Annotated in this window: 15 protein-coding genes; 10 read left to right on the top strand and 5 right to left on the bottom strand. The window is 70.9% G+C overall.

Annotated elements, in window-relative coordinates:
• Positions 1–134: 134 nt before the first annotated feature.
• The 5 genes from IU369_RS20165 to IU369_RS20145 all read left to right on the top strand — a co-directional run bounded on the left by IU369_RS20165 (position 135) and on the right by IU369_RS20145 (position 2,674).
• On the top strand, positions 135–863 hold the full coding sequence (locus IU369_RS20165; protein ID WP_217925027.1) for a hypothetical protein: 729 nt from the start codon (positions 135–137) through the stop codon (positions 861–863).
• 56 nt (positions 864–919) lie between these two features.
• On the top strand, positions 920–1,138 hold the full coding sequence (locus IU369_RS20160; protein WP_217925026.1) for a hypothetical protein: 219 nt from the start codon (positions 920–922) through the stop codon (positions 1,136–1,138).
• A gap of 351 nt (positions 1,139–1,489) precedes the next feature.
• On the top strand, positions 1,490–1,651 hold the full coding sequence (locus tag IU369_RS20155) for a hypothetical protein (protein WP_217925025.1): 162 nt from the start codon (positions 1,490–1,492) through the stop codon (positions 1,649–1,651).
• Positions 1,652–1,727: 76 nt separating this feature from the next.
• A complete protein-coding gene (locus tag IU369_RS20150; protein ID WP_217925024.1) occupies positions 1,728–2,303 on the top strand; it encodes a DUF6927 domain-containing protein in 576 nt (191 codons plus the stop codon).
• A gap of 71 nt (positions 2,304–2,374) precedes the next feature.
• Complete coding sequence (locus IU369_RS20145) at positions 2,375–2,674, top strand: DnaJ domain-containing protein (protein WP_217925023.1); 300 nt, start codon at positions 2,375–2,377, stop codon at positions 2,672–2,674.
• Between the two features lie 271 nt (positions 2,675–2,945).
• Here the strand turns inward: IU369_RS20145 and IU369_RS20140 are convergent, their stop codons facing one another.
• Positions 2,946–3,671, bottom strand: a complete 726-nt coding sequence (locus IU369_RS20140) for a hypothetical protein (protein ID WP_217925022.1) — start codon at positions 3,669–3,671, stop codon at positions 2,946–2,948.
• Positions 3,672–3,866: 195 nt separating this feature from the next.
• On the opposite strand from IU369_RS20140, the gene IU369_RS20135 reads away from it, so the two are divergent.
• On the top strand, positions 3,867–4,562 hold the full coding sequence (locus IU369_RS20135) for an HNH endonuclease family protein (RefSeq protein ID WP_217925021.1): 696 nt from the start codon (positions 3,867–3,869) through the stop codon (positions 4,560–4,562).
• Positions 4,563–4,569: 7 nt separating this feature from the next.
• Here the strand turns inward: IU369_RS20135 and IU369_RS20130 are convergent, their stop codons facing one another.
• On the bottom strand, positions 4,570–5,649 hold the full coding sequence (locus IU369_RS20130; protein WP_217925020.1) for a fatty acid desaturase family protein: 1,080 nt from the start codon (positions 5,647–5,649) through the stop codon (positions 4,570–4,572).
• Between the two features lie 154 nt (positions 5,650–5,803).
• On the opposite strand from IU369_RS20130, the gene IU369_RS20125 reads away from it, so the two are divergent.
• Positions 5,804–7,336 carry a right-handed parallel beta-helix repeat-containing protein gene (locus IU369_RS20125; protein WP_217925019.1) on the top strand — a complete coding sequence of 511 codons (1,533 nt, stop codon included), beginning with the start codon at positions 5,804–5,806 and terminating at the stop codon, positions 7,334–7,336.
• Here IU369_RS20125 and IU369_RS20120 read toward each other — a convergent pair.
• Positions 7,333–8,055 (bottom strand): hypothetical protein, encoded by a 723-nt coding sequence (locus IU369_RS20120; RefSeq protein WP_217925018.1) that lies wholly within the window; start codon positions 8,053–8,055, stop codon positions 7,333–7,335. The two genes, IU369_RS20125 and IU369_RS20120, sit on opposite strands and share 4 nt — an antisense overlap.
• A gap of 88 nt (positions 8,056–8,143) precedes the next feature.
• On the opposite strand from IU369_RS20120, the gene gmk reads away from it, so the two are divergent.
• The 3 genes from gmk (at position 8,144) to IU369_RS20105 (ending at position 10,469) form a co-directional block, all read left to right on the top strand.
• The gene (gene gmk / locus IU369_RS20115) at positions 8,144–8,722 is read left to right on the top strand and encodes a guanylate kinase (RefSeq protein WP_217925017.1); all 579 of its coding nucleotides are present in this window, start codon (positions 8,144–8,146) and stop codon (positions 8,720–8,722) included.
• A complete protein-coding gene (locus tag IU369_RS20110; protein WP_217925016.1) occupies positions 8,719–9,354 on the top strand; it encodes a hypothetical protein in 636 nt (211 codons plus the stop codon). The genes gmk and IU369_RS20110 overlap by 4 nt, the downstream gene beginning before the upstream one ends.
• Before the next feature lie 179 nt (positions 9,355–9,533).
• Positions 9,534–10,469 (top strand): M23 family metallopeptidase, encoded by a 936-nt coding sequence (locus IU369_RS20105; protein WP_217925015.1) that lies wholly within the window; start codon positions 9,534–9,536, stop codon positions 10,467–10,469.
• Positions 10,470–10,544: 75 nt separating this feature from the next.
• On the opposite strand, the gene IU369_RS20100 is transcribed toward IU369_RS20105, so the two are convergent.
• Together IU369_RS20100 and IU369_RS20095 are read right to left on the bottom strand one after the other, a co-directional pair.
• Positions 10,545–11,468, bottom strand: a complete 924-nt coding sequence (locus tag IU369_RS20100) for a pentapeptide repeat-containing protein (RefSeq protein ID WP_217925014.1) — start codon at positions 11,466–11,468, stop codon at positions 10,545–10,547.
• Between the two features lie 272 nt (positions 11,469–11,740).
• Positions 11,741–12,232 carry an NUDIX hydrolase gene (locus tag IU369_RS20095; protein WP_217925013.1) on the bottom strand — a complete coding sequence of 164 codons (492 nt, stop codon included), beginning with the start codon at positions 12,230–12,232 and terminating at the stop codon, positions 11,741–11,743.
• Positions 12,233–12,241 lie beyond the last annotated feature (9 nt).

The raw sequence follows: 12,241 nt of genomic DNA, 5'->3' as shown, positions 1-12,241 counted from the left end.
CACACCCTGAAGCTACGACGCCCGCCCTGCGCCGACGCAGACCCACGACCAGGCATGGCCCGGGATGCCAACTAGGCCAGATCATCAGCCTCGCGTGATGATGCGGCTCGGCGCCGGCGTCGTCTGTTGGGTCTGTGCACGTCTTCTCCACGGCCGACGAGGCCCTCGAGGCCCTCGAGGCCGCCGCCTTCATCCTCGCCCATCGCCACCGCAGCCGGTTCGAGCGGCTCGAGGTCGATGAGGGACTGACCGGGGCCGAGTATCGCCCCGGCGGCGTGGTCGCCCTCGGCTACGACGTCTGGGAGATCATCCAGAGCGGCGTGGCCTTCGAGGACCCGGGGGACTGGATCGAGGCCGGCCGGATCATCTGCCACGAGATCTTCCACGGGGTGAGTCCTCGCGGCGCAGGGGCCGTGGAGGAAGCCGCCGTCGAGACACTCGGCCGCGGCCACGCCATCGACCTCCTCGAGCTCGCCGGTGTCCGGGCGCCCGGAGGCGGCTGGCCGGCCGTGGACGGCGCCTACCGGCCTCAGGTCCGCTGGCTTGAGCGGCTGGCGGACTGGCTCGACCTCCCCCCGATCGAGCTCGCGCGCACGATCAAGCACGGCCGCCGCTGCGACGACGAGGACTGGCGCCAGGCCGAGCGCCTCCAGTGGCGGGCCCTCGCGCGCTGCATCTGCGCGCACCGCGGCCTCCGGCCCGGCTCGCGCCGGCAGAACCTGTTCGCGCGGGTGATCGGCGAGAGCGCCGGCGCCGTCTGCATCGGGGCTTACACGGCCCCGCGCTCACCCGTCAGGGCGCTCAGCCGCGCCCTCGCCGATGACGCGATGACACCCGATGCATCGGGCTCGAGACGTCGTTAGTTGCAGGTACAGGCCGCGCCTCAGCCGGCGCGGCCCCGACTCTCCGAGGGACTCACATGATCGCACGAACCACGCACCTCGCACTCTGGCTCATCGTGGCGGCAGTCGCGCTGATCGGCGGTCCGATGGGCATCTTCATGACCGGCGCCGCGCTCCTCGCCGGCGACCTCGGTGGGGTCCTGGCGCCGCTCGTCCTGTGGGCCCTCGCCTCCTGCGCTCTCGGCGCCTGCTGGGCGGCGATCATGGGGACCCCCGCCCCTACCCGCGCGCGTTAGCCCGTCCCGAGCGCGGAGCTCCGTCGACCACCGGCGAGGCCCCGCGCCAGGGTACGAGGATCATCCCACCTCGAGGCAGCCCGAGGCCACCGGGCGCGCCCGACCTCTGCCGAGGGGGATGCCTGGCGATCAGCGCCGGATCGCCGCCAGGACGTGGCCGAGCTGCCAGGCGAGGAAGACCACGCCGGCGAGGATGACCAGCGTCCCGATCAGCTCGGTGAGAAAGACGGCCACGGTGCCTCGATTCGTGTCGTTGCCCGGCTCGAGTCGGCGACCCTACCCCTCGTCCCGGGAGCAGGTACCAGCGGAGAAGGGCGCTCAGGCGCCACACGACGGCGCATGCTGCCGCCCATGCCCGATCCCGAGGACATCGCCGGCGTCCACCTCGACCTCCCCGACGACGCCGAGGGCGGCCCGGACGACCCGATCGCCCTCTTCGAGGGGGACTCGGACGAGCCGCTCATCATCTTCCCGGACCCCTCTCAGGGGCCGACTCATCCTCCCGCTGACTGAGTAGGCGACTGCCGGCATTGTGCCGGCAATGCGCCAGTCGCCTGCCTGCAAGCGTCGTAGTTTGGAGGTGTCAGTCATGGACGCGAGCACAGGAGTGATCGCCATGGGATGGACCTTCCACCACCGCGAGCGCGGACAGAGCGCCGAGGACTACATCGCGGAGCTCTACGACGGCGCCTACGGTGTCGTCGTAGATTCGGTCACCTACCTGGACCGCTCCTTCATCGCCCTGCGCACCAAGGACGGCATCGCCGGCGAGGTCCTGCTGACACGGTGGTGCCGAGGGCACCACAACTTCGGCTACAAGGCGATCAGCGAGTCGAGCGGCCCGGCGGAGGACACCTGCCCGGCGCGCATCCTCGACCTGCTCTCCCCCATCGATCAGCTCTACAGCGGCCAGTCGGCCGAGTGGGCGCAGGCCTGGCGCAGCCAGTCGCGGGCGCGACTCGCGCTCCCCCGAGCCGTCGCAGGCTCGGTGATCGACTTCGCCCGCGAGATCTCCTTCGCCGACGGCCGCTCCTACCGGCGCCTGACCCTCGTCTCGCGAAGCACCTTCGCCGACCAGCACGGTCGCCGCTACCGGATCCCCTCCTGGCGCCAGATGAGCGGCTGGAGCATCGTCAGCGCCGCGGAGGCCGCGCTGGCGGCCTGAGGTGTGATCGAGCGAAGCGATCCCGGCGACTGCTGACATGCGCCGCCGGGTTCGCGTCGTAGTGTGAGAGCATGGAACTGACGAAGGCCCTGCAACTGCTCGGTGTCCCCCTCGATGTCAGCGACGGCGAACTGCGCTCGGCCTGGCGGGCCTATGCCCGCGCTTACCACCCCGACCTGAACGCCGACCCGCAGGCGGCGAGCCTCTTCACCGCCGGCCGCGCGGCCTATGAGGCCCTTCAGCGCCGCCCGCGGCCGGTGCGCCGCGGCGGCCCGGTGAATTTCGGGCGCACCGGGGTGATCAGCGATGACGCCGGCCGGGCGAGCGTCTACCGGATGCCGGACCTCTCAAGGCAGGCTTGGGCGGCCTGACCCCGGCCGAGGGCGCCCCTGGCCTTCGGAGCCTTATCCCCGGTTTTCCTCCATTTCTGCACCGCCTGGGTCCCTTATGGCCAATATTCCTCCACATGGGCAGTCATAACAGCGGGAATGTCCCGGTTCGGGATGGGCGACCAGGGGACCTTCGCCTCCAGACCGTCCGGGCGGATCTCCAGGAAACCAACGCGTTCGAGGAGCCTGACCAGCCAGGGATGCGCCTACGCCTTCCCGAACGCACCGCCTACCCGAGCGAGGACCGGCCCAGCTAGGCCGCGGTCGATCGGAGGAGATGGGCCCGGGCGCGGGCGTGCGCGCGGGCGAGCTCGTCGGCGTCAGCGCACTTCACGAAGGCCGCTGAACCATGGACGGGGCCTGAGCGCCCCAGTCGCGCCTCCCGGTCACCCGCTTCAGGATCGGGCGGCTGACTCCAGGCGAAGTCCTCAAGGCCGAGTGAGGGATGGAAGGTGCCGAGGAAGTAGAGGCCAAGGTGCTCCGCCCAGCCCGCGGCGATCTCGTGGCCGGCGAGGTAGGCGCCCTGCATCCCGCCGTCGGCACGGGCGAGCGCGAGGCCGTCCACGACCTCGAACCGCTCCCTCATCAGCGCGGCCTCGGATCGCGCGGCCTCGAGGCGCACCGACGGATCCGCGGCGAGGGCATCGAAGGTGGCGATCTGGCGAAGGAAGGCGGGTTGGTCGATCTCTCCCTCCTCACAGACCGCGCAGGCGGCCAGCCACCATGCGGTCTGGTGCTCGGCCTCGAGGCGGGTGAGCTCCGCCCGGGCGCGCGCCACCGCGTCAGGGGTGTAGGCCCCGTGGAAGCGTGCGGAGAGCTCCTGGCCATCGCGGGGGATCAGATCGAGCGCACAGGCGACACCGGCATCGAAGCCGCCGGCCCGTTCATCGGGCTCTGGGATTCGCGAGGTGAGGCTCGCGGGATCGATGTGGGCCGGCCACTCGCCGAGGCTCGCCACGCGGGGGGCGCCGGCGGCCACCTGGGCGCGCAGGGCGCGAACCCGGGCATCTATGGATCCCGCTGCGGCACCGCCTCGGGGTGGTGGCGTCTGTGAGCGGCCGCGCGACATCGACCTCGAGTCAAGCACGGGGCCACCTCGAGGATCTGATCCTCTCGCATGACCTCCACCACGATAAGAGCGGCAGTCCCGGGCGCCGAGTCTACGATCGGCCCAATGAGACTCAGGACGGCGCGCATCCGTAACCGCAGCATCGGCCTGATCCAGTCCGCCCTGCTGGTCGCCGCGTTCGTCTGGGCGGCGGGCACGGGCCTTGTCGGAGGGCTCATCGATCGACTCGACGCCCACCCGGCGGTGAGTGTCGCCGCCCGCGCCGACAGCCAGCAGATCGCCGCGGCCCGCGCCCACCTGAACCACGTCAGCGTCCGCCCGGACGGGTCGATGCGCGGATACGACCGGGATCTGTTCCGGCACTGGAGCGACCCGGACGGCAACGGCTGCGACGCCCGTGAGGACACCCTGCGACGCGACGGGCGGGCGCTGAAGCCCCCGCGCGCCTGCCGGCCGAACACCGGACGCTGGCGCGACCCCTACAGCGGTGAACTCCACACGCGCGCGCGCCTGCTCGATGTCGACCACATCGTCCCCCTCGCCGAGGCATGGCGCTCCGGGGCGGCGCGCTGGAGCGCCGCCAAGCGCGAACGGTTCGCCAACGACCCGCGCAACCTCCTCGCCGTCGACCGCGGCCTGAACCGCTCCAAGGGGGACAAGGGGCCTGAGGCCTGGCTGCCGCCGGCCCGCAACTTCCACCCGACCTACGCGGTCCGCTGGGTCCAGATCAAGAAGGCCTACGGCCTTCGGATCAGTTTCTCCGAGCGGTCGGCTCTCCGCGCCGCCCTGCGCAACCGCTGAGGGGGCTCTAGCCCGCCTCGGCCACCGGGACCGTCTCGTGGCCCATCCGACGAAGCCAGCGCCCGTGTGAGGCAAGCGCCGAGCGCAGGGTCGGGTGGCAGCGGTAGGCGAGGCCGTTCTGCGCCGCGACGCGATCGAGGACCGGCGACAGACGGGCGTAGTGGACGTGGCAGACCTTCGGCTGCAGGTGGTGGACCGCCTGGAAGTTCAGGCCACCGAGATACCAGTTGAGGACCCGGTTGCGCGGCGCGAAGTCGACCGTCGAGGCGAGCTGGTGCTCGGCCCAGCGCCGGCCGGGGTTCTCCTCGAGCTCGGCAACCGTGGTGAACCCGTGCTCGGCCTCCTCGACGCAGTGGGCCATCTGGAAGACCGTCGCGACGGTCATGCCAAAGACCCAGGAGACAAGGGCGAATACGCCGAGGACCGCCCACCAGTCGAACAGGTAGAGGGGCAGGGCGATCGCCCAGGTGATGAACAGGATCTTGCCCGCGATGAAGACCGCGATGATCCCCGGGCTGCGGGTGATCGGCTGGAGTCCCACCTGGCCGCGCAGCATCTGCATCCAGTCGCCGGTGAGGTGCCCCTTGAAGGCGAAGAGCCCGTAGAAGAACCACATGTAGAGGTGCTGGAAGCGGTGGAAGCGGTAGAGCGGCTGGGAAGGAGCGAAGCGCGCGAGGGGCAGCTGCTCGATGTCGGTGTCCGCGCCGTCGATATTCGTGTAGGTGTGGTGCGCGTGGTTGTGCTTGGCCCGCCACACCTGACTGCTGGCACCCATCAGGTCGAGGCTGAAGCCCCAGACCCGGCCCAGCCTCCCGCCGACGGCACCGTGGTTGGCGTCGTGCTGGATGGAGAAGCCGACCCCGGCGAGCGCAAGCGCGAGCGAGACGCTCAAGGGGAGGATCTGCCAGAGCTCGCGGGCGTAGAGCAACAGGCCCAAATACGAGCCGATCGCCCATGTGAGGATGACGATGCTCTTGAGGGCCATCTGAGCCGCGCCACGTCGGCGGACACTCGGTGTCAGTTCCGCGGCGACCGCCTCACGGAAGTCGCGCTGGAAGTCTCCCCCTCCCTTGAGCAGTGCCGCCACCTGGTCCACCCCTCGCCGTTGTCTGTGTCGTCGACCTCGGGCGAGGTTAGGGGGCGGCCTCCATTCTCCGCTGACAACTCACGCACGCAAGGGCTGAGACGGACCGAAGTGTGAAGGCTGTCCGGCGAGCGCGCACGTGCCTAGCGTCGGGTGGGTGCCCAGCCCTCATCGACGCCTCGCCCTCGCCCCCACCCTGCTTGCTTCCATCGCCCTGGTGGCGCTCGCGCCGGCCCCGCCGGCTGCCGCCGCCCCGGCGTGCACCAAGTACGCGTCCCTGTCGGGGAGTGACTCCGCCGCCGGTACCGCGTCCGCCCCGCTCCGCACCTCCCAGAAGCTCGTGGACTCCCTGTCCGCGGGTCAGGTGGGGTGCCTGCAGGCGGGTGCGACGTTCGGTGGGGTGAAGGTGAACCGCAGTGGCATCACCCTCACCACCGCCCCCGGTGGTGCGAAGGCCACGATCCTCGGTAAGACGTGGGTGCCCGACAGCAGCAACGACGTCGTCTTCGACGGCCTGGTGATCAACGGCCGCACCTCGGGTGCGCGGGTCAGTCCCGACGTCCAGGGTGACCGGGTGGTGTTCCGCAACAACGACATCACCAACGACAACACCGCGATCTGCCTGCACATCGGGTCGAACATCGGGTCGGGGATCGCGTATGGGGTGGTCGTCGATTCGAACCGGATCTTCCGGTGCGGGCGGATGCCGGCGACCGGCTTCGACCACGGGATCTACGTCAACCACGCCTACGACACCCGGATCACCAACAACCTGATCTTCGACAACTCCGATTACGGGGTGCACCTCTATCCGGGGGCGAACCGCACGTATGTCGCCAACAACGTCATCGACGGCAACGGCCGTGGGGTGACGTTCTCGGGTGAGGGTGGCCTGGTGTCGAGCAACAACCTCGTCGAGAACAACGTGATCAGCAACTCGCTGGTCAAGAGCAACGTCGAGTCGTGGTGGGCGTCGGGTGTGGGGGTCGGCAACCGCGCCGACCGCAACTGCCTGTTCAACGGCCGCACCGGCAACGTGAACGCCTCCAACGGTGGGTTCACGGCCTCCGACAACATCACCAGCGACCCGTTGTTCACGAACCGGGCCGCCAAGGACTTCACCCTCCGCACCGGCAGCCCCTGCGTCGGCAAGGTCCCCACCACCGGCATGACGGCGCCCGCCCCCGCTCCTGCTCCCGCCCCGCTTCCAGCTCCTCCGGCGCCGACGCCCCTTCCGGTCCCCGCCCCCAACCCGGCCCCGCCGGCCTCGCCGCTGCCGGCGCCGATCACCCCCACCCCGCTGCAGCGGGAGATCGGCAGGGACGCGCCGCTGACCGCGCCGCAGATCCGTCAGTCCGAGTCGAGGGTCCGCCAGCTCGCCCAGCGGGTGCTGAAGGGGGAGCGGCGCATCAACCCGCGCGCCAAGGCGAGGGGCATGTCCATGACGCGGACGGTGAGGACGGACGCCGCGCAGATGCGCCAGATCCGGGTCGTCGCTCTCACTGCGCTGCGCCGGGTCTCGGTCGCCCTGAACCGCCTCAGCACGAAGAAGGTCACGACCCCTACGGTCAGGGTCCCCGCAAAGGTGCCGGCGACTCTCGCCCAGGCCCGGATCGCCGAGGCACACGCCCGTCTCGCCTCGAGCCGGTTGAAGGCCCTCGAGCGCGCCATCGCGCGCCGCGACCGTTAGGTCAGGCGCGCGGGGAAACCATCGCGGCGGGCAGTGTCGAGAGCCCGCCGCAGGCTCGCGCTGAAGCGCATCCGGCGCTGCTGGAGACGCACCTTGACGGAGAAGGTCAACTCCAAGCAGGGCTCGCCGGCGACCTCGGTGATCTCGTAGTAGGTCGTCTTGGCGTGGGTCGCCGCGTCCCAGAGACGGGCGAGAGCACGTGGATGGGTCCGGTACCAGGGATCTCCATTGCGGTCGAGCAGGTGGGAGAGCTCCCGTGGGTCCTCGTCCTCGTAGATCTCCCAGGCCGCCCGGCCGTGGACCCAGCGGTCCTCCCAGTCCTCGAGCGCGAGCACCGCATCGGAGGTGGCCTTCGCCTCGACCGCGTCGACGCGCAGCAGGACTGCCTCGCCGCCGTCTGCGGGGAGGAACTGGCGTCGGACCTCGTGCCACTCTGACCAGTCGGAGCCGGCGCGCTTGGTGACGTTCTGGATGCCCGGGTCCGCGGTCGGCTGCTGCCCGGAGACGGAGTCGATCGTCGTGAGGACCTGACCGCCCTCGACCGACTTGATGAAGCCCCGGCCGAGGCTCAGGTCGCTCGGGGTGCCCACGGCCTCGAGGGCGGGGAAGGGCTCAGGGATCGCGTCCAGGGGGATGCGGATCGTCGCGAAGGATCGGGTGCCGAAGAAGGTCCGTCGGGTCCCGGCGCGGAGGCGACGGTCGATGGCGCGGGCGTTCATGTGGAAACCATACGGCGTCCCATGACAACCGCCTCCGGGAGAGGAGAAGTTGACCGGCCGGGGCCTGCAGGGGTCGTATGGTCAGGGTGTGCCCGCCTCGGTGATCATCGTCTCAGGGCCCTCCGGGGCCGGGAAGGGGACGATCGTGGCCGCCGCGCGCACACTCGTCGCGTCCCCGGTGCGACTCGCGGTCTCAGCGACGACCCGCGCCGCCCGTCCCGGTGAGGTCGACGGAGAGGACTACTTCTTCCTCTCCTCCGCGGCTTTCGAGCTGCTCCTCGAGGAGGGTGGACTGGTCGAGCACACCCGCTTCGCCGGTGGCTCCTACGGAACCTTGGAGGGCCAGATCGCGGCTCCTCTCGGCGCCGGTGAGAGCGTGATCGTCGAGTGCGAAGCCGAGGGCGCCCGAGCGATCCGCGACCGCTTCCCGAGCGTCTCGGTCTTCATCGCCCCACCGAGCCTGAGGGCCCTCGAAACCCGCCTGCGTGGCCGGGCCACCGAGACCGAGGAGACCCTCGCACGCCGGCTCGCCGCGGCCGAGGACCAGATGGCCACCGCGGCTGAGTACGACCACCTGATCGTCAACGACGACCCGGACGCAGCGGCGAGCGCCCTGGCTGCGCTCATCACGGCGACGACGCTGGGGCCCCTGATGGAGGTCCGATGAACACCACCCCACAGCGGGCGAGCGAGATCCCTGGTTGGGCGGCCGCGGCGATCAGCCCCCTCGCGGTCCACTACAGCGCCGGGCGCGCGACGGGCGCCCATGAGTGCGCGATCTCCTTCGCCCGCTCCGCCCTGCCCCTGATGGGCTCGGCGGATCGCGCTCGACTGCTCGACCAGGTGCGCCGGGCGCATGAGATCTCCGGTCGCTTTGCACCCGGCGACCTCTTCCACAACGCGGGCGAGCGAGCGGGTTGGGCGGAGCTGATAACCGCCATCGAGACCGTCCCCCACAGCGACGGATCGCGAGAGCCCCTTCGAAGCCACGGGGGGCGCACGATCGCCCTCGCGGCCATCTCCGCTATGAGGACGGCCCTCGGTCGAAGCGCCGAGCATCCGCCCGCCGAGGTGTCCGCGCTCGCCGGGGCCATCGCCGCTGCGGCGCCCGAGTTCTCCCCAAGCGACCGCGTCCTCCTGCTGAGGGATCTCTCCGAGGAGGTCGCGCTCCGGCTGAGGGGCCCCGGAACTCCACCACTCGGACCAGAATGGGCGGAGCTCTACGCGACCGTGCGCGCGATGGAGCTCGATGAGGACTACCTGCGCTTCAACCGGCTCGGGGACGCCCTGCCGGCCTGAGGGCTAGTCGGTCACGGTTCGTCGCAGCTCCTCGAGGGTCCCTGGACCACCCGAGCGTCCGGACGCTCGGGTGGTCCTACGTTCATGGCGATGGACGCTCTGAGCAGCGCGGTGCGCGGGGTCCGCGACTGCCTGTTCACCGCGGGCGCCCAGACGCTCATCACCCCGACGAACAGGACGTGTATGCGGACGAGGCTGACGTAATCGGATCCACCCCGCCCACCCGGGCGGCCCTCGCCATCGCGCTGACGGTCGTCGCGGTCGCCGGGGCCGGACAGGCGGAGCCCGCCGGGGCGTCCGAGCCGATCGAGGTGCTCGTGGAGCGCGCCCGCACCAACCCGGCGGCGGTCGCCGCGACCATCCGGGCGCTGGAGGCGCGCACCGAAAGCCGGGCGGTCCACCTCGGCCTGCGGCGCGAGGGACGTCGGGCGATGCCGCGCGTGCCCGAGGAGATGGCGTATCGGGTGCGGGCGCTCGCCGACGTCGCGGCGTTCCTGTCGGCGCGGCGGGAGGCGGTCCGCGGTCGCATCCCCGGTCGCGCGGCCCCCCATCCGGGGCGCGCGGCGGCGCGCGGCTCTGCGGTGCGCCACACGGCTCGCCTCGGCCTCGGCCGGCTCTCCGAGCGGATGGCGGCATCGACAGCCGATGAGCGGCGGCGCTGGCGGGACATCTCGCGGTGGCTCGCGTCGCGTCGCGAGGCCCCCCGTGACGTGGAGCTTCCGTTGAGCCGCCCCGCGGAGGGGCCGCTCGAGTCGCCATTTGGACCACGGTGGGGCCGCGCCCACCAGGGCGTCGACATCGGGGGCGGGGCGACGAGCGGTGCGCCGGTGCGCGCCGCCGCCGAGGGCGTGGTCCTCTCAGCCGGGACCAACGGCGGGTACGGCCTGATCGTGGTCCTGCGCCACGCCGACGGCCTGCGCACCACATACGCGCACCTGTCGGCGATCTCGGTCACCCCCGGCCGTCCCGTCGCGCGGGGTTCGGTTCTCGGACTGATGGGTGAGACCGGCAACGCCCGCGGCGTCCACCTCCACTTCGAGGTGTGGCTCGGCGGCCGCTCCGTCGACCCCCTCCCCTACTTCCTGCCGCAGGACCGCCCACGGCCGCGGGGTTGACGCGCTCCGGTCACCGGCCCGCGAGGCGCTGACCGGCGCGTGAACCGTCTCGGGGCGCCCCTACCGGCCAGAGGGCTAGTCGGTCGCCAGGTTCCCATCGCAGCTTCGGAGGGTTCCCACGACACGGGCCCCATCGGGACACCGGGCGCCGGTCCAGATGACGGCGTCGAGGGTCGCCTTGGTCAGCTTCGCATCGGTCAGATTCGCGCGTGAGAGATCCGCGCCGGTCAGGTCGGCACTGCCGAAGTCCACGCCACGCAAGTCGAGGCCGCTCATGTCGACGCGCACCAGCGAGGTCGCAGCGGGAGGCTTGTCCTCTGCCGGGTGAGCCGCCCAGGCGAACAGCGCGATCCCGGCCGCCGCGATTCCGGCTCCGAACAGGATCATCGGTAGGGCGGTGTCGTGGTATATGCGCCGCAGTGCAAAGAACTGGGCGTGGCTGCGAGCGCGGTCCCCGACGCTGGTGACGCGCTCCAGCCGCTTCGCGGCATAGGCCACGCGGACCTTGGCGGCCCTCTCCGCCGCGGTTCCGTGGTTCACCTCCCTGACGCTCCAGAACGTCCGATCGGCCTGCTCCCACTCGGTGTAGCGCGCATCGGCCACCTGGGGGAGGTCATCGACACCGGTCGGCATCCCTGGCCCGGGCAGAAAGATCGACGCCTCCTCGATCTCCGTGCGCAAAGGGTCCCCCGGCGGCAGAGCGGCAAGCTTGCTCGTTGTGTAGAGCTGGAGGGGCAACATCTGAACGGTCCCGATGATCGCCAGCATCAGGCCGATGAGGCCGAGCGCGACACCCGCGGTCGCGGCGGCCAGTCGCCCTCCGGTGAGCTCACCCCAGTCCGAGAGCTGAGTCCCTGTGAGCAGGGTCGCGCCGATAGCCCCGAAGATGACGAGCAACCAGCTCGCGGTCCGTCGAAGACGCTCGTTGGCGTGGAAGAGCGCCCCTTCCTCGGTCTCGGGCAGCTCTGTGGGCTCTGCGAAGACCTCGGGGACGCTCACCGGCCTTTCTCCCGCGACATTCCCAGGAAGCGCCTGACACGTTCGCTGACCCTGAAGAGCAGCGGCGGCGGAGCGTCGCTGGGCTTGTGTCGCCCCCCGGGAGACGGCTCCACGTACTCCAGATCATCCGGCTCCTTGTCCGGCTCCTTGTCCGGCTCCGCCGGGCCTTTCACATCAGGCATGTCGACCTCGCGTCTCGGGGTGAGAACTCGGGCGTCCCTGCCTGCATCTACGTGCCAGCGCGCCGCGTGCTTCCCGAGTGAGGAAACCCCTCAGGACCCGGCGAAACCCGTCTGGCGCTGAAGGTACGCCTGACTGAGCAGCACAAGCAAGGTGCTCTTGGCATCCGAGACGCCGCTGTGAGCGAGACGACCGAGCACCTCAGAGAGTGGAACCCGCTCCAGCGCGATCTCCTCATGTTCATCCGCCGGCGGGGCGTCGGGGTCCGGGTGGCAGTCGAGCGCCAGGAACAGGTGAGCGCGTTCATCCATCACACCGGGGCAGGTGAGGAAGCTGCCGAGCATCACCATCGACCCGGCGCGCTGGCCGGTCTCCTCGCCGAGCTCGCGGTGCGCGGCCTCGAGCGGCGACTGACCGGCCTCGATCCCGCCAGCCGGCAGCTCGAGCACAGGGGCGCCGATCGGATGGCGATGCTGGGAGACGAGGACCGTCCGCCCCTGATCATCGAGAGGGAGCACATGGACGACGTCCTTCGAGCGGACGGCGACCCGCTCATACGGGTGAGCGGCGTCGGGATCGAGCACCTCGACCGA

It is taken from the genome of Miltoncostaea oceani (assembly GCF_018141545.1).
GTDB lineage: Bacteria > Actinomycetota > Thermoleophilia > Miltoncostaeales > Miltoncostaeaceae > Miltoncostaea > Miltoncostaea oceani.
Note: the sequence above shows the minus strand (reverse complement) of the source record. Positions and strands in the feature narration are given on the sequence as shown.